Below are 20,875 nucleotides of genomic sequence, written 5' to 3'. Positions count from 1 at the left end.
GTGCCCGAAAGGCGCTGGCGCGGCACTCGCCGTCAATGTGCTCGACCGGCTACTACGGACCCTTTGAGAGGGCGCCTGATTGACGTTGTTTTCGTGTTATGCGGTTTAGTCGTATCGCCAGGTTGGGAGTGGTTTCGTCGGCGGCGCGTCGGGTGGGGTTGTCGTTCTTGGCGATGCGGATCATGGTTGTGCCATATCGGACGTCGCGATACCGTGGCAACGACATCGACAGATAGGAATGTTATGAGTCGGAAGTTTGCAGTCTTGCTCGCAACGTCGGTTGCGGCTTCTTCTGTTGCCCTCGTCAGTACAGCTACGGCTGCGTTGGCAGAACCGTGCGGAGCCTCGAGCTACGCGGCTAGGGGAATCCGCTACATCGGCTATAGAAACTGTGGTTCCAAGGGGATCAGCGCACAGGTCAAGTGGAATCACGCTTCCTTCTGGGAGCGGTGCACCTACATAGGCGCCAACAGCGGGGAGACTCTGGGAGCTCATAAGGACAGTCCAGGCCTGACTTGGTCCGTGCGTACCTGCTGATCCACCGCTGCGACGGAGCGACTCTTTGAGCTTCGCGTTTAACGTCCGGATGGTGATCAGTCGCTCTCTTGAGGGGCTGGCAGCGAGCGGCCACCTGTTCACTCCGAGGAAGAAGGCGAATCTTCTCGGGAGGACCAGGTGGCCGTTGCTCGTAGTGTCGTGCAGGCCGAGCGGGCTCACGGTGGGTGGTCGAGCGCAGATTGCTGGGCTGACCGGACGCCGTCGCCTGGCCCGCGACCACGAACGTGATCCCGTGGCGTCCGACGCCTTGATTCGCTGGGCCGCGATCAACACCATGATCCGCCGCCTGGACCGCGGCCGACTCGCCACCCGCCAGAGCTCCCGGGCATTCACCACGCCCGGATAACAGCCCTTCTCAGACACTCACTGAGAGCCGTCTGGGAGAGGCCCCGCCCCAAACCCTGCCCCAAAATGGCCCTGGAAAGGCGATCAGGCCCGGTCGCCGTTTCCGGTGACCGGGCCTGACCTGCACTTTCTCTGGTCGGGGTGGCCGGATTTGAACCGACGGCCTCTTCGTCCCGAACGAAGCGCGCTACCAAGCTGCGCCACACCCCGAGCGTGCGGAGCAATAGTATCCGACCGCACCGGACAGGCAAATCCGGTATCCCCCCAAGGATGAAACCGCAGGTCAGCGCGGTATCAGCGTGATCACCGTGGCCTCCGGACGGCACGCGAAGCGGATCGGGGCGGTGGGGTGGGTGCCCAGTCCGGCGGACACGTGGAGCCAGGAGTCCGAGCCGGGCCAGCGGTGCAGGCCCTTGGCCATGGAGGTGGGCAGGTCGCAGTTCGTGGTGAGCGCGCCGTACCCCGGGACACACACCTGGCCGCCGTGAGTGTGGCCGGCGAGCATGAGGGAGAAGCCGTCGGCCGCCATCGCGTCCAGGACCCAGGAGGCGGGGGAGTGGACCACCCCGATGTGCAGGTCGGCGCCCGCCGAGGCGGGACCCGCGACCGACCGGTAGTCGTCGCGTTCGACGTGCGGGTCGTCGACGCCGACCAACTCCACCGAGCGTCCGCCGGCTTTCAGGACCGTACGGGCGTTGTTCAGGTCTGCCCAGCCGGCTTCGGTGAACGCCTGTCGCAGCGCTTCGTACGGCAGTTCGACACCCTGGACGTACTCCCGCTCGGGCAGCAGGTACTGCAGCGGGTTTTTCCAGACCGGGCCGCGGTAGTCGTTGGAGCCGAACACGAACGCCCCGGGAAGGCCCAGGAAGGGCTGCAGAGCGCGCAGCACGCCGGGTACGGCGTCGGGGTCGGCCATGTTGTCGCCCGTGACCACCACAAGGTCCGGGTCGGTGCCGCCGAGCGCGGCCACCCACTCCTGTTTGCGTCGCTGTCCCGGCATCATGTGCAGGTCGCTGAGGTGCAGGATGCGCAAGGGCTCGGCGTCGGGCGCCAGCACCGGCACATCGACCCGGCGCAGTGTGAACATGTTCCGTTCGACGAGCGAGGCGTACGCGAACGTGGCGGCGCCGGCGGCGAGCGTACCGGCGGCGAGGGCGATAAGGGGGCGCTTTCGCATAACCGCCAGGGTAGTTTGACCGTCCATGGGGACGCTGAAAGACCGCCTGAACGATGACCTGCACGCTGCGATGAAGGGCCGAGACGAGTTGACCACCGCCACGCTGCGGATGGCGCTCGCCGCGGTGCGTACCGCCGAGGTGGCGGGCACGGAGGCCCGGGAGCTCCGTGACGACGAGGTGATCGGGGTGCTGACCAAGGAGGCCAAGAAGCGCCGGGAGGCGGCGACCGCGTTCGCCGACGCCGGGCGCGCCGAGGCGGCCGCGAAGGAGACCGCCGAGGGGGAGATCCTGGACCGGTACCTGCCGCGGCAGCTCACCGACGCGGAGATTGCCGAGCTGGTCGCGGGGGCGCTGCAGGCGGGCGGGTTCACCGGCAAGGGCCAGATGGGCCCGGCCATGAAGGCGGCCCAGGCCGCGGTGGCCGGCCGGGCCGAGGGCGGCCGGGTGGCCGCAGAGGTACGCCGTCAGCTCGGCTGAGCCTGGGCTGCGGGTCGGCTGACGCCGGCTTGCCGGTACGCCGTCGGCACCGCTGAACACGAAACGGGCCGGCCCCTCGAAGAGGGAACCGGCCCGTTTCCGCCTCGGGGGCGGGTTCAGCGTTTCGGTTTCTTGTTGCCGGTTGGCGGGACGAGCACGATCGGCGGGGTCTGGCCCGGGTCGCCGACCGTGGGTGGCTGATCGGCCTTGCCGTTGCTGACCTGGATCTCCACCGCGCCGCCCTTGATCGTCCGGCCGCTGGGGTTCGTGCCGGCGGCCGTGCCGACGGGGCACTTCGAGTCGACCGTGCCACCGATGGTGGGGCTGAAGCCCGCGTTGTCCAGCCGGGCACGGGCGTCGCTGAGCGCGTCACACGTCACGTCGGGGATGGACCGCTGGTCGCCGTACGCCATCTTCTCGTTGCCGGGTTTCTTGAACTGTTCCTTCGGCTTGCCGTCCATGTAGTCGGCGACGGTCTCCCACACGGCGGGGTTGACGATGGCGTGCGACATCCGGTCCCGGTGATCGGGCCAGTCCGGATTGACCAGGTAGCCCGCGACGACGATCGAGGTGGTGCCGACGATGAGCGCGGCGGTCTTGTCGTGGTCGGTGGTGCCGGTCTTGCCGAACACCGGGTGCCCGACGGCGCGGTGCGCCTGCGGGGCCGTCGCCCCGCCGCAGTGGCCGAGCTGGGCCGAGTCGCCGACCGGGCAGCGCGTCGCGTCGAGCGCGGCCCGGGCCACGTCGGGGCTGGTGGCGCGGGTGCAGTGCGGCTTGCCGACGTCGATCGCCTCGCCGTCCTTGGTGGTGATCTGTTCCACCGGGGTCGGGTCGCAGTACATGCCGTCGCCCGCCAGCGTGGCGTACGCGTTGGCCATGTCCAGCGGGGTGGACGCGGTCACGCCGAGGGTGAACGCACCGAACTGGTGTGCGCTGTCGTTGTCGTTGACCAGATCGGCGTCCCTCGACGCCCGGAACTTGACGCCGAAGCGTTTCGCCACGTCGACGACGTTCTCGGCACCGACACGCTCCTCCAACGGCACGAAGAACGTGTTGACCGACTTTCCGAACCCGCTCCACATGTTGTAGACGCCCTCCTCGCCGCCGCCCGCGTTCGAGGGGCAGTAGAAGTGGGTGCCGGGGCAGGCGGCGGGGCTGCTCGGGCTGATGATGTAGCCCGACTTGTACCGCTTCTCCGCCTTGATCGTGTAGCCGAGCGGGTAGCCCTTCTCCAGCGCGGCGACCATGGTGAACATCTTGAACACCGAGCCGGCCTGGTAGCCGGTGATGTCGCCGCCGCCGCTGAGCAGCGGGTTCGTGGTGTTCGGGTAGGTGCCGCGGATGTCCTTGTCGGCCTTCGCCGGGTCGGAGGAGATCTCGTTCTGCGGGTGCGCGGGGTCGTCCAGCTTGAACTTGCGGTTCGCCGCGAGTGCGCGGACCTTGCCGGTTCCCGGCTCGACCGCGGCCAGCAGCAGGGCGTCCTTGTTCTTGTCGGAGATGTGGTCCGTGATCCGTTCGCGTGCGGCCTTCTGCGCGGTGACGTCCATCGACAGCACGATGCGGTAGCCGCCGCTCTTGAGGCGCCGCTCCCGGTCGTACCCGGTCGCACCGAACGTCTCCTGGCTGAGCCACCACCGGTAGAAGTAGTCGCAGACGAAGCCCCAGTTGTTCTTCGCCACCGAGGTGCAACCGCTGCTGACCCGCTTGACGGTACGGCTGAGCTCGGCCTTCTTGGCGTCCACGGCCTGCGCCGGGGTGAGGTACCCGAGCTCGACCATGTCGTTGATCACGTAGTTGCGCCGGTTCAGTGCCTGCGGGTACCCCGTCGGCGTGGTCGGGTTGAACGCGGTCGGCGCCTTCACCATGCTGGCCAGCAGCGCCGCCTCCGGGACGGTCAGGTCCTTGGGCTTCTTGTCGAAGTAGACCTGGCTCGCGGCGAAGACGCCGTACGCGCCGTTGCCGAACGGGGCGACGTTGAGGTAGCGCTCCAGGATCTGGTCCTTGGTGAGTTCCTTCTCGATCTGCAGCGCGTACTTCATCTCGTTGATCTTGCGCTTGGGGGTGTCCTGGGTCGCGTCGATGACCTCTCTGGGGTTGGTCGCCGAGTACGCCAGGGACATGCGCACGTACTGCATCGTCAGGGTCGAGGCGCCCTGCTTCGACTTGCCGTTGTTGTTGTTCACGAACGCGCGGGCGACGCCCTTCAGGTCGACGCCGTTGTGGTGGTAGAACTCGTGGTCCTCCGCCGCGACGATCGCGTGCTGCATGTTGAGCGAGATGTCACGCAGCGGCACGTCGCTGCGGAACTCGTCATACATGATCGCGACGAGGGTCTTGTTGTCCGACGCGTAGATGCGGCTGACCTGCGGCGCGGTGGCCTGCTTGAGCTCGCTGGGCAGTTGCGCGAACGTCTCCCCGCCGGCCTTGGCGGCCAGGCCGGTCATGGCGACGGCGGGGAACGCGGCGGCGGCGACGACAACGCCCGCGAGCAGGCCACAGATCAGCAGCGAGGTCGCATTGGCGAAGATGTTGTGGTCGCGGCGGCGCATCCAGGAGGTCACGCAGGCAGGGTACGCGACAGATGCCCGTGGTCGCCTGCCCGGAAACCACGGTTCGCCCTACGTGATTGTGCCGCCTCTCCCGGTGAGCGGGTAGCACGTTGCCGCCTTTGCACCGTGACTGCACCGTGACTGCACCGGAGTGTCGTGGGCGAGATGCCCGGAACTCCCGAGCTATACGTTTTTGAGGGACAACATTGCGTAATCGTCCGACTACGGAGCATGATGGTCCGGCGAACTGTCGCACGACGTCTGCGCGGCCTGGGGGGACGTGAGCCCGCCGGACGTCAGGGGGTTGAGGCAAGGGGGGACGTGAACACATGGGGATGATCAGCGACTGGCCCAGCATGGCGGCGTGTCAGAGTGGCGACCCTGACGCGCTGTTTGTGCAGGGCGCCGAGCAGAACGTGGCCAAGAGGATCTGCCGCAGCTGCCCGGTTCGCTACGAGTGCCTTGCCGACGCACTGGACAACCGGATCGAATTCGGCGTCTGGGGAGGCATGACCGAGCGGGAGCGCCGAGCGCTGCTGCGCCGCCACCCGTACGTGGCGAGCTGGCGAAAGATGTTCGAGGCCGCGCTGAAGGAGAAGAGCGCCGACCGGGTGCTCGTCTCGGCTCGCTGACTCCGCCGGTCCACGCCCGGGCCGATCACTCGGTGAGGGCGGCGCCGATCGTCCGCAGCCCGTCGACGTCGTGCACGTCGGCGGGCTGCGCGGTCACGGTCACCGCCGGCACCGCCGGGAACGAACCCGTGAACTCGGCCGTGACCTGCGCCTCCCGCCCGATCTGCCGCAGCAGCCGGGCGTGCACCCGCAACGCGTCCGCAGTCACCCGCTGGTCACCGGCGGCCTCCAGGGCCTCCGCGGCGGCCTCCGCCGCCACGGCCGGCACCGTGGTCAGCTCGGCCCGGTGCGTGCGGTTGAGTACCAGACCCGCCAGCGGCATCTGCTCCGCGACCAGCCGCTCCGCGAAATACGCGGCCTCCCGGACCGCGTCCCGCTCCGGCGCCGCGACCAGCAGGAACGCGGTCTGCGGATCCTGCAGGATCCGGTACGTCTCGTCCGCGCGGTGCCGGAAACCGCCGAACATCGAATCCAGCGCCGCTACGAAACCGGACAAGTCAGTCAAAAGCTGCGCGCCGAGCACCTTCTGCACCGCCCGGGTGAACAACCCGAACGACGCGGTCATCAGCGTGAACACGCTCCGGCCGCCACGCGCCGGGGCCAGCAGCAGGCGCAGCATCCGCCCGTCGAGGAACCGGGACAGCCGGGCCGGGGCGTCCAGGAAGTCCAGCGCCGAACGCGACGGCGGGGTGTCCACCACGATCAGGTCCCACTCGTCACGCGCCCGCAACTGGCCCAGCTTCTCCATCGCCATGTACTCCTGCGTCCCGGAGAACGTCGAGCTCATGGCCTGGTAGAACGGGTTTGCGAAGATCTCCGCCGCCCGCTGCGGGGTGGTGTGCGCCTGCACGACCTCGTCGAACGTGCGCTTCATGTCGAGCATCATGGCGTGCAGCTCGCCGCCGGAGGCATCCGTGTCGATGCCCTTGACCTGCCGCGGCGTGTTGTCCAGCTCGGTCAGCCCCATGGACTGCGCCAGGCGCCGGGCCGGGTCGATGGTCAGCACGACCGTACGGCGGCCGTGCCGCTCCGCGGCCCGCAACCCCAGGGCGGCCGCGGTCGTGGTCTTACCGACCCCGCCGGAGCCGCAGCACACCACGATCCTGATGGCCGGGTCGGCGAGCAGGCCGTCGACGTCCAGCCGGGGCACGTCCAGGTGCGGGGCGGTCAGGTCAGCGGCGGCCACCCTTCGAGCGTACTGAGTCGCCGCCCCCATCGCCTTTCCCCGCGCTGCGCGCTGTGGCGGGTCGAACACCGAACGCCCCCGGCTCAGGCGGTCAGCAGGCGCTCGGCCAGCTCGTCCAGACCCGCCCGGTCCACGCCCTGCTCCAGCAGCGGCAGCTCCACCATCGGGCGGCCCGCCTCGACCAGGTCGGCGCGCAGCGACTCCTCCAGCTCGCGCCGGGTCAGGTGGGCCTTCGCCTCGGCGTGCAGCCCGTTCACGGTCGCCGGGTCGGCCGGCAGCCCCGCCGCGGCGAGGCCGCGCCGCAACTCCGCCTTCGTCACCTTGCCGCCGGTCAGCAGCGGTGGGCGGGCCCCGTTCACGATGATCCGGCCCACCGGGATGTGCAGGGCCGTCAGCTCCGCGATCGCGTCGAGGCTCTCCTGCACCGGCATCTCCTCCAGCAGGGTGACCACGTGCACCGAGGTCATCGCGGAACGCAGCAGCGACGCGACGCCCTCGCTCTGGGTCTTGATCGGCCCCATCTTGGCCAGCCGGGCGGTTTCCGCGGTCACGTTCAGGAACCGGCCGATCCGGCCCGTGGGCGGCGCGTCCAGCACCACCGCGTCGTACGCCCGGCGGCCGTCCACCGAACGGGTGGTGGCCTCCTTCACCTTGCCGGTGAGCAGGACGTCGCGCAGGCCCGGGGCGATCGTGGTGGCGAAGTCGATCGCGCCCACCTTGCGCAGCGCCCGGCCCGCAGCGCCCAGCCGGTAGAACATGTCGAGGTACTCCAGCAGCGCCTCTTCGGCGTCCACCGCGAGCGCCCGGACCTCCCCGGCGCCGGGCACGGAGGCGATGTGCCGTTCCTCGTACGGCAGCGGGTCCGTGCCGAACAGCTGCGCGATGCCCTGCCGGCCTTCCACCTCCACCAGCAGCGTGCGCCGACCACCGGAGGCCAGCGCCAGCGCCAGCGCCGCGGCCACGCTCGTCTTACCCGCGCCGCCCTTGCCCGTCACCACATGCAGCCGCGCCGGCCAGCGGCCGGTCCGCTCGATCCCACCCACGACCTCACAGTAGGTCAGGCAGTTCAAGGGACGGTCAGGCGCCGCGGGTGGCGGTCAGCCGCGGACGTCGCAGACCAGCCAGCCGGTCTTGTGCACCACCGTGAACGTGAGCCCTTGCTGCGCCGTCTTCTCGTCCGCGGTCGACATGGTCAGTTGCACCGACACGGTCGCCAGCTCGTCGTTGTGCGCCGCGATCGCCGGCTCGCTCCACGTGAACGTCGGGGAGGCGTACTGGGCCGAGTAGCCCTTGATCTGCTCGACCCGGGCGGCCAGGCGCTTGGAGTTGCGTGCCTCACGGCAGACCAGGCCGTCGGCCGTGGACGCGTTCTGCTCCGTGTACACCGCGGTCAGGAAACGGTCGACCGCGGTCGCCGGGTCGGGCGCGCCCTTGGCCCGGTCGGCGTTGCGCAACAACAGGTACGCCGACACCGCGCCGCCGCCACAGAACGCCAGCGTCAGGACCAGGGCCGCGGACACCCACAGCCCGGTACGCCGACTCCGCCGGTGACCCGGCACACCCGTACCGATCAGCTCCGTCGGCTGCTCCTCGGCGCCCGGCTCGAACGGCGGTGCCTGTCCCGGTGCGGGCGGCTGCTGCCAGGCGACCGTCTGTTGCTGGGAGACGGGCTGGAACTGCTCCGTGACGTCGGCGTCCGGGGCGATCGGCGACGTGCTGGTCGGCTCGTCGGCGCCCGTCCCGGCCGCGCCCGCGATGATCCCGGTCGGGGAGTCCGGATTCCCCGGCTCGCCGGGAAACGCGCCGAGCGGCGGCCACTCCCGCTGCGAACGGGCGGGCAGCGCGTCGATGAAGTCCGCACCGTCGGCAGGCCTGGCCGCAGGCGGGGGCGACGCAGGCACCGCACCGGTCGCCCCGGACGGCGGCGCGGCGGGGCCGGGTTCCCCGGCGGCGGCCTCGGCGGCCGCGATCGACACCGTGGGGGGTCGGCCCGGTCCCCGCGGGGGCCACGTGGGCGGTTCCGGGGTCAGGACCGTGGTGGTGTCGTCCGTGGGGATGCTCGCCGGGTGCGGCGGCTGCGGCGGCGGGACCGGCTCCGGCAGCGGGATCGGCTGCGGCGGCTCCGGCTCGGGCAGCGGCGGCGGAGCGGGCTCGGGATGCCCCGGATGGGCGTCCTGCGCCGCGGAATCGTCGCGGGGCTCCTGTGTCATCGTGTCCCCTGCCCTGCCGGATGTGAGCTGTCGCTCAGCCTAACCAAAATGCCCGGGCCGGGAGCCCTAAGCTGACGCCGTGGCCGCGTCGCGGCCGGCGAGTAGGGAGCTGGCAGGTAATGCAGAAGTGGGAGTACGTGACCGTGCCGCTGCTGGTCCACGCGACCAAGCAGATCCTCGACAACTGGGGCGAGGACGGCTGGGAGCTCGTTCAGGTCGTTCCGGGGCCCAACCCGGAGCAGCTCATCGCCTACATGAAGCGGGCGAAGTGAGTACGCCGCCGGTCAGCGGCGGCGGCGCCGTGGACGTGTACGGGCGGCTCAGCGAACTGGGGCTCACCCTGCCCGAGGTGGTCCCGCCGCTGGCGTCCTACGTCCCGGCGGTGCAGTCCGGAAACCACGTGTACGTCTCCGGCCAGCTGCCGATGGTCGAGGGCAAGCTGCAGGCGGTCGGCAAGGTCGGCGCCGACGTGACCCCGGAGCAGGGTGCCGAGCTGGCCCGGATCTGTGGGCTCAACGCCCTGGCCGCGATCGAGGCACTGGTCGGCCTGGGCCGCCTCGTGAAGATCGTCAAGCTGACCGGGTTCGTGGCGTCCGCGCCCGGGTTCACCGGCCAGCCCGCGGTGGTCAACGGCGCCTCGGAGCTGTTCGGCACGGTGCTGGGCGAGATCGGGCGGCACGCCCGCAGCGCGGTCGGCGTGGCCGAGCTGCCGCTGGGTGCCCCGGTCGAGGTCGAAGTGATCGCCGAGATCGCCTGACCGGCCGGTACGGGCGGGCCGGAGGCGCGTTCCTCAGGCCCGCCGGTTGCGGCCGGAGTGCGGCCCGATTTCGGGGCTCGGCCGGGTCGGCGCGGGCGACGTACGATGCCCTGCATGCGGGGTGTCGCACTGGTCGACCGGTTGCCGGACGGGGTGACGCTGGTCCGCGCCCCCAACCCGGGGCCGATGACCCTCGACGGGACGAATACGTGGGTGCTGCGCCCGTCCGGCGCGACCGCGGCCGTGGTCATCGACCCGGGGCCGGACGACGCCGGGCACCTCGCCGCGATCGCCGCTCACCAGCCGGTGAGCACGATCCTCATCACTCACGGTCACCACGATCACGTCGAGGGTGCGGCGCGGCTCTCCGCGCTGCTCGGCGGCGCGCCGGTGCGTGCCGCCGACCCGGCGCACTGCGTGGGTGCGCCACCACTGACCGCGGGCACGCTCGTTCTGGCGGGCCTGGAGATCGAGGTGCTGCCCACCCCCGGGCACACCCGTGACTCGGTCTGCTTCCGGACCGCTGACGCGGTGTTCTCCGGGGACACCATCCTCGGGCGGGGCACCGCGGTCGTCGCTCACCCGGACGGGGACCTGAGTTCATACCTGGACAGCCTGACGCGGCTGACCGCGTACGAAAGCCTGCTGCTGCCGGGGCACGGCCCGGCGCTGGGCGACTGCGCCGCGGTCGCACGGGCCTACCTGGCCCACCGCCGTGACCGGCTCGCCCAGGTCAAGGCCGCGATGGTCGCGGGGGCCGACACCCCGGGCGCGCTGGTCGACGCGGTGTATCCCGACATCGACCCGGCCATCCGGTTCGCGGCCGAGGCGTCCGCCCGCGCGCAGCTCGACTACTTGCGGCGGGAATCACAGAAGCCACCGGAACAGTTGGACCCGCTGTGACCTGTCCGGTCTGTGGAACCGTCCCCGTGCCGGGCGGCCGCTTCTGCCACAACTGCGGTGCGGCGCTGCCCGCTGCCGCCACCCTGCCCGCCGCCGAGCGGCGCATCGTCACCGTGCTGTTCGGCGACCTCTCCGACTTCACCTCCTGGTCCGAGGACCTCGACCCGGAACGGGTCGGCGCGGTCACCGACCGGGTGCTCGCCGCGCTCGCCGGCGCGGTGAAGACGTTCGGCGGGCACGTCGACAAGCTCACCGGCGACGGGATCATGGCGGTCTTCGGGGCGCCGGTGGCGCACGAGGACGACGCCGAGCGGGCGGTCCGGGCCGCGCTGAGCATGCAACGCGCGGTGCGCCGGGTGCTCGACGACGAACGCGGCGGCGGCGCGCCCCTGGGACTGCGGGTCGGGCTGAACACCGGCGAGGTGGTCGCGGGCATCCAGGCCGCCCTGGAGTACACCGTCATCGGTGACACGGTCAACACCGCCGCGCGGCTGGCCGACGCCGCCGCGGTCGGCGCGGTGTACGCGGGCAGCCGTACCACGCTGGGGACGCGGCACGTGGCGTCGTGGCGCCAGCTGCGGCCGCTGCGCCTCAAGGGCAAGCGGGAGCCGGTGCCGACGTACGAGCTGCTGGGGCTGCACGACGCCCCGGGCACCCGCTCCGGGCTGGGCGACGAGGCGCCGTTCGTGGGGCGCGAGACCGAACTGGGCCGGGTCGCCGGGCGCCTCGGCGAGGCCATCGACTCCGGCACCCCGCGGGTACTCGTCATGACCGCGGAGGCCGGGATCGGCAAGACCCGCTTCGCGTCCGAGGTGAAACGGCTCGCCACCGGCTACGACGTGGGGGCGGGGCGGTTCGCCGGGCACACCGGGGCCCGGGTGCTGCGGGTGCGCTGCCGCGCGTTCGGGGAGCGGCGCCGGTTCGCGCCGCTGGCCGACCTGGTCCGCAAGTCCGCCGGCCTGCCCCGGGACGTGGCCACCACGATGAACCGGCCGGTGGTCGAGGAGCGGCTGCGCAAACTGGTGCACCGGCTCGGCCGCGGCGGCGAGGCCCCCGGCATCGACATCGACCGCCTGCTGGCGCTGCTCGGGTACGGCGAACCCCCGGCCGCCCCGGTCGGCCCGGCCGGGGTCGTGCAGTGGCAGCCCAGCAGCGGACCGCCTGACGCGGAAGCCATGCCGCAAGCGGTCGCGGACCTGCTCACCGCGCTGGCCCGGGAGGCCCCGCTGGTGGTGATCGTGGACGATCTGCACGACGCCACCGCGGAGACGACCGACGCGCTCGGCAGCACGCTGTCGCGGTTGGACGGCCCCGTCGTGGTGCTGCTGCTCGGCCGCCCCGAGCTGGTACGTACGGCCGGGGCGCTGACCCGGCTCGCCGACGCCGAGGTGCACACGCTGCCGCCGCTGCGCGGGGCGGACGCGGCGCGCCTGCTCACCGCGTACCTGGCCGGGGGGCGGCTGTCGCAGCCGGATGTCGATCGGCTGCTGGCCACCGCCCAGGGCAACGCGTTCTATCTGGCCGAGCTGGTCACACTGCTGCTGGAACGGGGCGCGCTGACCCCGGCGGTGGGCGCCGACGCGTCCGGCCGGTGGCAGCTGGCGGCCGGGTCGCTGGACAGCAAGCTGCTCTCCCGCGACCTCGCGGCGGTGCTGGCGGCCCGCATCGACGCGCTCCCCGTGGAGCCGCGTTCGGTGCTGCGGGACGCGGCGGTGGTCGGCGACCAGGTGCCCACCGGGGTGATCGAGGCGTTGCGGGAGCGGCGCATGCCCGGTGACACCCGGCCGGGCGCGGTGACCACGGTCGAGCTGGACCGCGCGGTGGACGAGCTGCTGCAGCGCCGCATGCTGCACCGGGTGCGGGGCGGCTTCGCGTTCGCCACCCCGCTGATGCGGGAGGCTGCGTACAACGGAATCAGCAAGGCCGACCTCGCGGAACGGCACGCGCACCTGGCCCGGTGGGCGGCACCGGAGACGTTCACCCAGCTCGGGTACGACGGAGCGGACCGGCTGAGCCTGACCGATCAGGAGCGGGACGCGTTCGTCGCCACCCACGCCGAATGCGCGCTGGCGCTCGCCGACGAGGTGCGGCTGCGCCCGGACGCCGCGGTCCGCCGGGTCGCGCCGCTCGGCGTGGCCGCACTGGGCCGGCTCGCCCGGCGCGCGCTGGCCAACATCGAGCCGGCCGCCGCGATCGAGTACGCGGAGCGGGCCACCGCGATCGCCCCGGACGGCCTGCCGCTGGCCGATCAGCTCGTGCACGCCCGGGCGCTGCTGCGGCTGGGCCGCGCCGAGGAGGCCCTGGCGTTCGGCGAAAAGATCGCCAAGGGGGCGGACGACGATCCGGTGTCGCGAGCCGAGGCGTTGTTGGTGGTCGGGCGGGCGCACGAGGCCCAGGGCGACTCGGCGCTCGCGGTGGCCTCCTGGCAGGAAGCGCTCGACGTGGCGACCGAGGCGCAGCTCGCCCCGGAACGCGCCAACGCGATGCGCCGCCTCGGCATGGCCGACTTCCTGGCCGGGCGGCTCAGCCAGGCCAGCAGCCGGTTCGCGGCCGCGTACCAGGTGACGCTGGCGGCGGGGGACCGGCACGGGCAGGCGTGGGCGTTGCAGAACCTGGCCTGGGTGACCACGACCCGCGGCGACTTCGCGGGAACGGACGCGGTGCTCGGGCGTGCGGCCCGGCTGTTCGCGGAACTGGGCGACGCGACCGGGCGGGCGTGGCTGCGGGGCACGGCGGCGTTCGCGCGGCTGCTCGCGGGGCGGCTGCACGAGTCGCGGCGGCTGGCTCGGATCTTCCTGCCGTTCGGCGACCGGGTCGGTGAGGGCTGGGCGGTGGGTACGCTGCGCGCGGTCGAGGCGTACGCGTCGGTCGAGCTGGGCGAGCTGGCCGAGGCGGACCGGGAGGCGCGCCGGGCGTACCGGGACTTCGAGGCGATGTCCGACGACTGGGGGCGCGGGCTGGCGCTGGTGGTGCGCGGCGCGATCGCGCGCGGCCTGGGCGAGCCGGAGCACGCCACGGACCTGCTCACCGACGCCCTCGGGTACGCCCACCGGACCGGTCACCCGCTGTTGCTGGGCATGGCGCTGACGTTGCGCGGTTTCGTGGCGTTGCAGCGCGGGGACGTGGCGAGCGCCGAGGCGGACGCACACCGGGTGATGGCCGCGGTGGAGCCGCACAACCCGCTCGCGCCCGCCCAGGTGGGGCCGCGGGTGCTGCTGGCCGAGGCACGCCTGCGCAGCGGTGACGCGGCTACCGCGGTGGGCCTGCTCGCGCCGATCGCGAGTGACATGGGCCGGCCGTCGCTGCTGTTCTCGCGGCGGCAGGCGCTCTCCTCGTACGCGTCGGCGCTGCTCGCGCAGGGCCGGGTGGGGGAGGCGCTGACGTGGGTGGAGCGGGCCATCCAGGTCCCGGCGGAGGACGTGCGCAGCAAGGTGGTCGCCGCGATGGTGGCGGCCCGGGTGCTGGCGGCGGCCGACCGGGGCGAGGAGGCGCGGCAGGCGGCGGAGGAGGCGGTGCGGCTGGCGTACTCGACGGAACAGGTGAGCGAGCGCGGCAAGGCCGAGGCGTTGCGGGACACGATCGGGCTGTCCATGATGGACCCGCCGGCTTCTGTCGCGTACGCGTCTGACGTGCCCGGATGATCCCGGCACCCGCTGGCGTATTTTCTTTACCGTGACGGAGATCCCGCCTGGCGCCCTGCCCACGCCGTACGTGCCAGGCATGTCCGGCTTGTCGGTCATGGCCCGCGGCGGTTACGCGACGGTGTACCGGGCGACGCAGGATTCCGTGGGCCGCGAGGTCGCCATCAAGATGGAGAACCGCACCCTGGACAACCACCGTGACCAGGCGCGATTCCTGCGCGAGGCCAGGGCGGCGGGGCGGATGTCGTCGCACCCGCACGTGGTGGACCTGTTCGACGTCGGCGTGACGGTCGACCAGCACCCGTACCTGATCATGGAGCTGTGCGACGGCTCATACCTGGACCGGATGCGGGTCTCCCCGCTCGGCCCGGCCGAGGCCCGCGACGTCGGGGTGAAGATCGCCGACGCGCTCGTGCACTCGCACGCCAACGGCGTGCTGCACCGCGACGTCAAGCCCGCCAACATCCTGTACTCGCATTTCAATCCGGCCGTGCTCGCCGACTTCGGGCTCGCTGTGCTGGGTGAGATGCGCGACTCGTCGGTCACGCTGGAGGTGCTCACCCCCGCGTACGCCCCGCCCGAGATGTTCCGCCAGGACACGCCGTCCGGCGCGGTCGACGTGTACGCACTGTGCGCCAGCCTGTACGCGATGATGCGCGGGCGTCCGCCGCGCTGGGACTCCGACCGCAGCCCCAGCCTGATCACGCTGATGGAGCTGTTCGACAAGCCGATCCCGGATCTCCCCGGGGTGCCGCGGACGCTCACCGATGTGCTGCGGGCCGGAATGGCCAGCGACCCCCGGGCCCGGCCCACCGCTGAGCAGCTGCGCGACCTGCTGATCCGCCTGCACCTCGACCAGGGCTCGCCGCACGCCTCGGCGTCGCCCCACCTGTACTGGTCCGGTGGGTTCATGCCGCCCCGGCCCGCACCGGGCGGACAGCCCCGGCCGGTCCCGCCGGCGTCACCGACCCGGGACCTGCCCGACGAGACCCCGACCGTGCACACCGAAGGGGCCAAGCGGGCCAAACGCCGGTGGCTCTTCGGCGGCTTCGGCGTGTTCCTGCTGCTGATGGCGCCGGTGGGCGGGCTGGCGTTGCCCCCGCGCCCGGCGGTGCGCGCGGTCCCGGCGGTACGCGCCTTTCCTGCCGTGCGCGCCCTGACCGGCCGTCCGTCCGCCGCGGACCGCCTGTCGGTGCACGACCGGCTGGTGACGTCGCGTGACCAGATCTTGCCGGAGGGGCCCACGGCGGACGCCTCGCTGGTGACTCTGCGCGGCCAGATGGCGGGCGCCGAGTCGCGGGTTGTCGACCCGGCGGGTGTGCTGCCGTAGGCGGTGGGAGTTCTCCGCCGCCGCGGACGGTCGCGTGACGCGGCCCGCGGCCCCGGCATCGGCGGCAAAGCGTGGCGCCGGACACGGACCGCCCTGCGAGGGGTCGGCGGAGGTTGACGCGGCCGGCGGAGTTGCGGGATGCGGGTTGAGGTGGAGGGAGCGCGGCTTCTCTGTTCAGCCCCTATAGCTCTGATGTCGTGGATGGATCGGGGACAGAGGCCGCGGATCGCGGATCGCCGACCGCGGTCTGCGACCTGATCGAGGAGTACGGCCGGTACATCGGCCACACCGAGATCGCCGAGCGTCGAGATCGCCGAGCGCCGAGATCGCCGAGCGCCGAGCGCCGACCGTCGAGCGCCGACCGTCGAGTGCCGACGGCCGAGCGCCTGCTCAGCGTGATGTCGGAAATGGATCAGACCTAGAAGGGCCCGGCTCAGAACACCGAGAGCCGGGCCCGTTGCGTCTCGCACCTGCACCCAGCCCCGATCAGGGCGCGGCGCTGTACTCCGCGGTCACATACGTCTCGTAGCCGATGACGGCGGGTACCCGTACGTTTGCGTCCGGCAGCGGGGCGATGTTCACACCGGGTTGTCGGTGCCGGGTGCTATTCCGGGTCGAGGACCGCCAGCAGCTCGCCGGTGTCGACCTCCGCGCCCGGCTGGACCGGCAGCGAGGCGACCACCCCGGCGGACGGTGCGTGCACCGGATGCTCCAGCTTCATCGCCTCCAGCGTGAGCAGCAGCTCACCGGCGCGGACCCGCTGGCCGGGTACCACCAGGACGCGGCGGACCGCGCCGGGCAGCGGGGCGATCAGCGAGCCTTCCGCGGTGTCCAGCGCGGGCAGCGGGAACCGGGACAACTCACGCAAGGTGACCGAGCCTTCGGGGCTGTCCACGTACGACACGTCGCCGACGCGGTGCACACCGAACGTGAGCCGGATGCCGCTGACGTCCAGGATCACCCGGGTGCCGTCGGCGTGCACCACCGCGGTCGGCGGGTGGTCGTCGATCGTCGGGGCCTGACCGAGGCCGGCCAGATCCAGTTCCTCGGGGTCCACGGCACGCACCCACCAGCCGGCCAGGTCGCCCTGCCGGTTCATCCGGTAGCCGACCTCGACCGGGCCGGCCGGGCCGTCGTACACCGCGGTCTGCGAGCCGGAGGGGACGTTGCGCCAGCCCGAGGGCAGCGAGGCCAGCACGGTGGCGCTCGCGCGCCGGGCCGCCGCGCCGGCCAGCGTCGCGGCCAGGCAGGACACACGTACGGCGTCCACGCTGGACAGCAGCGGGGCGAAGACCTCGGGGTGCCGGTCCAGGAAGCCGGTGTCGGTGTCCCCGGCCCGGAACGCCTGGTGCCGCAGCACCCGTACGAGCAGGTCCCGGTTCGACACGACGCCGTGCAACCGGGAACGGGTCAGCGCGGACGCCAGCATCCGGGCCGCCTCCTGCCGGGTCGGCGCCCACGCGACCAGCTTGGCCAGCATCGAGTCGCGGTGCACCCCGACCACCGAGCCGTCGGCCACCCCGGAATCCAGGCGCAGGCCGGGCTGCGACAGCGGACGGAACGAACCCGCCACGTCCGGCACCGCGAAGCGGTGCAGCGTGCCGGTCGCGGGCAGCCACGCGTACGCCGGGTCCTCCGCGCAGATGCGCACCTCGATGGCGTGGCCGCGGATCGGTGGCGGCCCCGGCATCGGCAGGTTGCCGCCCTCGGAGACCAGCAGTTGCAGCCGGACCAGGTCGTACCCGGAGACGCACTCGGTGACCGCGTGCTGCACCTGCAGGCTGGGCGTCAGCTCCAGGAACCAGAACCCGCCCTCGGAGTCGAGCAGGAACTCGACGCTGCCCGCACCGACGTACCCGATGGCCCGGACCGCGATGATCGCGGCGCGGCACAGTTCCTCACGCAGCGCGGGGTCGACCGCGGGCGACGGGGTCTCCTCGACGATGTTCTGGTAGCGGCGCTGCACGGAACATTCCCGCTCGCCGAACGGCACCACGGCCCCGTGCACGTCCGCGAAGACCGGGATCTCGATGTGCCGGGCGTCCTCCACATACGGTTCGCAGAAGACCTCCCCGCCCGCCTCCTGGCGGGCCGCGGCCACCGCCTCGGCCAGGGTCACCGGGTCGCGCAGCACCCGCATGCCCCGCCCGCCGTCGGCCGCGGTCGGCTTGATGAGCACGGGGAACTGGGTGACCGCCGCCGGGTCCGTCTCGGACGGCAGGACCGGCACTCCCGCCTCGGCCACGATCTTCTTCGTCTCGATCTTGCTGTGCAGCACGGCGAGCGTCTTCGCGGGCGCACCCACCCAGATCATGCCCGCCTCGGCCACGGCTGCCGCGAACGCCGGATCCTCGGCGAGCGTGCCGTTGCCCGGGTAGAGGGCGTTCGCGCCGGAGCGCTGGGCGGCGGCGATGAGCACGTCTCCGCGCTGGTACGTCGACGACGGCGTAGTGCCGGGCAGGTGGACCGCGTAGTCCGCCTCGGCGACGTACGGGGCGTCGGAGTCGGCGTCGGTGTAGACGGCGACCGTCTCGATACCGACCAGGCGGCAGGTGGCGAAGACCCGGCGGGCGATCTCGCCCGGGCTGGCCACCAGAAGACGTCGGATCACAGCTTCGCCTTTCAGGGTCGGAAGACACCCACGTGCTCGGCACCCTCGACAGCCGCGCTGTGCACGGCCGAGAGGCAGAGGCCGAGCACCGTACGGGTGTCGCGGGGGTCGATGACGCCGTCGTCCGGAAGCTTCCCGACCGGGTACGGGGTGGGCCCGGACGCCTCGCCGGACCGTTCGACCGGCCAGCTGAACAGGAACCGGGGCTCGTACGCCCGGCCGTAGATCCCGCCCGCCTCGGCGGCGGGAGTACCGCCGATCATCAAGGTCAGGTGCGGGACGGTGGACTTCGCCACGGCGTGTACCAGGGGGGCGCCGTGGCGCACGTCGGCCGCCTCGTTCGGCTCGGCCGCGGGGGCGGCGCCGGTGTACTGCAGGAACAGCAGCGAGGTGGCGGTCGCGTTGGCGATCTGGATGAAATGCACCGCCTTCTGGGTTTCCGCGGGCGAGAACGCCTGCCCCAGGTTGGCCACCACCCCGACCGGATAGCCGTGCAGTTCCCCCCAGCCGGTCACCAGCGCGGTGCCCTGGGTCGGCTTGAACTCGTCGAAGTCGCTGTCGTCGAGGATCCGGGCCAGTACCTCACGCGGCTCGAAAGCGGCGGCCGGGTCGGCCGCCGCCATGGTCAGCAGGTCCTCGGGATCGTGCCGGGGCGGCAGCGGCGGCGCGGTCCGCGGCCCGGGGCCCCGTTTGCGCCAGTTGAACCGGCGTACGCACTGGCGGGCCAGGCGCAGCCCGTCGCGTTCGTCCTCGGCGAGCTGGTCGGCTGGACCGGTCACCCCGGCGGGCACGGTCGGCGTGCTGCGCACCTCGGGGGCGGGGCGGCCGTTCGGCCCGGCCGCGCGGGCGGGCTGCGGGTGGATCGTGAGCACCTTCGCGTGGCCGCGCACCATGATCGTGTAGTCGGAGAGCGCCGGGAGGTACGCGGCGTCGCCGTTCGTGGCGCCGAACACGACACAGACCGTGGGCACCCGGTCCACCGTGAGCTGGCTGAGGTCGCGGGCGATGGCGCCGCCCGGCGGCGGCCCGGCGGGCGCGGCGGCCCCGGTCGACTCGACCAGGTTGATCAGGGGCAGGCGGTTCACCGAGGCGATCCGGGCGGCCCGCCGGATCTTCTCGACCGTGTACGGGTTGACCGCGCCGCCCTCGACGGTCGGGTCGTTCGCGACGACGACACACTCGACGCCCTCGACCACGCCGATGCCGGTGACCACGCTGGCGCCGACGCCGAACTCGCTGCCCCATGCCGCCACGGGGGACAGCTCCAGGAACGGGCTGTCCTGGTCGAGCAGCATCTCGACCCGTTCGCGGGGCAGCAGTTTGCCGCGGGCGTGGTGCCGGGTCACGGACTTCTCGCCGCCCCCGGCACGCGCCGCCTCCAGCGCGCACTCCAGCTCGGCCAGCCGCTGCAGCATGGCGCTGCGGCTCTCCAGGTATGCAGGGTGGCGCGGGTCGATCGCGCTGTCCAGCACGGTCATGGCGCCACCCCACCGCGTGCCGCGCCGCCCCCCACCGTCTTCAAAGCCCGCGCCCTCTCGCCGTCCTGCTGCCTCTCGACCACCTCCGTAACGAGCGGCCGACCGGGTGCGACACGGATCTCGGGCGGGCTGCTTCCTCCCCCGCTCAGCAGCACGCGGAGCAGGCCCGGAATCGCCGGACGGGCCACCCCGGAAAATGTGAAACGGGCAGGTGGCGTCGCCGTCGACGACGTGGTCGCGCGGTGGGCGCGGGAACTGGGCAGACGTTGAAGGGCCGCCCGGACGGGCGGCCCTTCAACGGCGGATCTGCAGGTCGGCGGCGGTCAGACGCGGGCGCGGCGGGCGAGCCGCTCCGGGTCCAGGATGATCACGCTCTTGCCGTCGAGGCGCAGCCAGGCGCGGGAGGCGAAGTCGGCCAGCGCCTTGTTCACCGTCTCGCGGGAGGCGCCGACGAGCTGCGCCAGCTCCTCCTGGGTCAGGTCGTGGGTCACCCGCAGCACGCCGCCGTCGCGGGTGCCGAACCGGCCCGCCATCTGGAGCAGGTTCTTCGCCACCCGGCCCGGCACGTCCGTGAAGATCAGGTCGGCGAGGGCGTCGTTGGTGCGGCGTAGGCGCCGAGCGAGCACGCGCAGTAGTTGCTCGGCGATCTCGGGCCGGTTGTTCAGCCAGGGGCGCAGCGAGGACTTCTTGAGCCGGGCCAGCCGGCTGTCCGTCACCGCGGTGGCCGTGGCCGTACGCGGGCCGGGGTCGAAGAGCGACAACTCGCCCAGCATGTCCGACGGGCCCATGATCGAGACCAGGTTCTGCCGGCCGTCGGCCGCCCGGCGGCCGAGCTTGATCTTGCCGGAGAGCACGATGTACAGGCTGTCGCCGGCCTCGCCCTCGTTGAAGACGATGTCGCCCTTGCGGACCTCGATCGTGTCCATCTCTTTGGCGAGCGCCTCAGCCGCCTCCGGGTCCACACCCTGGAAGATCCCGCTGCGAGCCAGCACCTCATCCATCGCCGCACCTCCGAATGCG

Annotated in this window: 15 protein-coding genes and 1 tRNA gene; 7 read left to right on the top strand and 9 right to left on the bottom strand. The window is 72.2% G+C overall.

All coding sequences use genetic code 11. The features are described 5' to 3' along the window. Nucleotides 1-1,036: 1,036 nt before the first annotated feature. Nucleotides 1,037-1,113, bottom strand: a tRNA-Pro gene (locus ACMCNK_RS19705). A gap of 73 nt (nt 1,114-1,186) precedes the next feature. After that, on the bottom strand, nt 1,187-2,080 hold the full coding sequence (locus ACMCNK_RS19700; RefSeq protein ID WP_412737865.1) for a metallophosphoesterase: 894 nt from the start codon (nt 2,078-2,080) through the stop codon (nt 1,187-1,189). Nucleotides 2,081-2,105: 25 nt separating this feature from the next. On the opposite strand from ACMCNK_RS19700, the gene ACMCNK_RS19695 reads away from it, so the two are divergent. Continuing rightward, entirely contained in the window at nt 2,106-2,558 is a 453-nt protein-coding gene (locus ACMCNK_RS19695; RefSeq protein ID WP_412737864.1) for a GatB/YqeY domain-containing protein, read from the top strand. A 116-nt stretch (nt 2,559-2,674) separates the two neighbouring features. Here the strand turns inward: ACMCNK_RS19695 and ACMCNK_RS19690 are convergent, their stop codons facing one another. Next, nucleotides 2,675-5,107 (bottom strand): transglycosylase domain-containing protein, encoded by a 2,433-nt coding sequence (locus ACMCNK_RS19690; protein WP_412740923.1) that lies wholly within the window; start codon nt 5,105-5,107, stop codon nt 2,675-2,677. Nucleotides 5,108-5,436: 329 nt separating this feature from the next. On the opposite strand from ACMCNK_RS19690, the gene ACMCNK_RS19685 reads away from it, so the two are divergent. Next, nucleotides 5,437-5,739 (top strand): WhiB family transcriptional regulator, encoded by a 303-nt coding sequence (locus ACMCNK_RS19685; RefSeq protein WP_412737863.1) that lies wholly within the window; start codon nt 5,437-5,439, stop codon nt 5,737-5,739. 25 nt (nt 5,740-5,764) lie between these two features. Here ACMCNK_RS19685 and ACMCNK_RS19680 read toward each other — a convergent pair whose 3' ends face one another. The 3 genes from ACMCNK_RS19680 to ACMCNK_RS19670 are packed head-to-tail and all read right to left on the bottom strand — an operon-like array spanning nt 5,765 to nt 9,135. After that, nucleotides 5,765-6,955 carry an ArsA family ATPase gene (locus tag ACMCNK_RS19680; RefSeq protein ID WP_412737862.1) on the bottom strand — a complete coding sequence of 397 codons (1,191 nt, stop codon included), beginning with the start codon at nt 6,953-6,955 and terminating at the stop codon, nt 5,765-5,767. A gap of 53 nt (nt 6,956-7,008) precedes the next feature. Next, complete coding sequence (locus tag ACMCNK_RS19675; RefSeq protein WP_412737861.1) at nt 7,009-7,968, bottom strand: ArsA-related P-loop ATPase; 960 nt, start codon at nt 7,966-7,968, stop codon at nt 7,009-7,011. Between the two features lie 54 nt (nt 7,969-8,022). Continuing rightward, nucleotides 8,023-9,135, bottom strand: coding sequence for a hypothetical protein (locus ACMCNK_RS19670; protein ID WP_412737860.1), 1,113 nt, complete (start codon nt 9,133-9,135; stop codon nt 8,023-8,025). A gap of 119 nt (nt 9,136-9,254) precedes the next feature. Between ACMCNK_RS19670 and ACMCNK_RS19665 the strand changes: the two genes are divergently transcribed. The 5 genes from ACMCNK_RS19665 to ACMCNK_RS19645 all read left to right on the top strand — a co-directional run bounded on the left by ACMCNK_RS19665 (nt 9,255) and on the right by ACMCNK_RS19645 (nt 15,766). After that, the gene (locus tag ACMCNK_RS19665) at nt 9,255-9,407 is read left to right on the top strand and encodes a DUF4177 domain-containing protein (RefSeq protein WP_412737859.1); all 153 of its coding nucleotides are present in this window, start codon (nt 9,255-9,257) and stop codon (nt 9,405-9,407) included. Then, entirely contained in the window at nt 9,404-9,892 is a 489-nt protein-coding gene (locus ACMCNK_RS19660) for a RidA family protein (RefSeq protein WP_412737858.1), read from the top strand. Before ACMCNK_RS19665 ends, ACMCNK_RS19660 begins: the two co-directional genes overlap by 4 nt. A gap of 105 nt (nt 9,893-9,997) precedes the next feature. Beyond that, the gene (locus tag ACMCNK_RS19655; RefSeq protein ID WP_412737857.1) at nt 9,998-10,795 is read left to right on the top strand and encodes an MBL fold metallo-hydrolase; all 798 of its coding nucleotides are present in this window, start codon (nt 9,998-10,000) and stop codon (nt 10,793-10,795) included. Then, nucleotides 10,792-14,436, top strand: coding sequence for an adenylate/guanylate cyclase domain-containing protein (locus ACMCNK_RS19650; protein WP_412737856.1), 3,645 nt, complete (start codon nt 10,792-10,794; stop codon nt 14,434-14,436). The genes ACMCNK_RS19655 and ACMCNK_RS19650 overlap by 4 nt, the downstream gene beginning before the upstream one ends. A gap of 31 nt (nt 14,437-14,467) precedes the next feature. After that, nucleotides 14,468-15,766 carry a protein kinase domain-containing protein gene (locus ACMCNK_RS19645; protein ID WP_412737855.1) on the top strand — a complete coding sequence of 433 codons (1,299 nt, stop codon included), beginning with the start codon at nt 14,468-14,470 and terminating at the stop codon, nt 15,764-15,766. 604 nt (nt 15,767-16,370) lie between these two features. Here the strand turns inward: ACMCNK_RS19645 and ACMCNK_RS19640 are convergent. The 3 genes from ACMCNK_RS19640 to ACMCNK_RS19630 all read right to left on the bottom strand — a co-directional run bounded on the left by ACMCNK_RS19640 (nt 16,371) and on the right by ACMCNK_RS19630 (nt 20,856). Beyond that, the gene (locus ACMCNK_RS19640; protein ID WP_412737854.1) at nt 16,371-18,377 is read right to left on the bottom strand and encodes a biotin carboxylase N-terminal domain-containing protein; all 2,007 of its coding nucleotides are present in this window, start codon (nt 18,375-18,377) and stop codon (nt 16,371-16,373) included. A gap of 11 nt (nt 18,378-18,388) precedes the next feature. Next, nucleotides 18,389-19,855, bottom strand: coding sequence for a carboxyl transferase domain-containing protein (locus tag ACMCNK_RS19635; protein ID WP_412737853.1), 1,467 nt, complete (start codon nt 19,853-19,855; stop codon nt 18,389-18,391). A gap of 323 nt (nt 19,856-20,178) precedes the next feature. Then, nucleotides 20,179-20,856 carry a Crp/Fnr family transcriptional regulator gene (locus ACMCNK_RS19630; protein ID WP_130509547.1) on the bottom strand — a complete coding sequence of 226 codons (678 nt, stop codon included), beginning with the start codon at nt 20,854-20,856 and terminating at the stop codon, nt 20,179-20,181. Nucleotides 20,857-20,875: the final 19 nt, after the last annotated feature.

Source organism: Krasilnikovia sp. MM14-A1259, from assembly GCF_047159535.1.
GTDB lineage: Bacteria > Actinomycetota > Actinomycetes > Mycobacteriales > Micromonosporaceae > Actinoplanes.
Note: the sequence above shows the minus strand (reverse complement) of the source record. Positions and strands in the feature narration are given on the sequence as shown.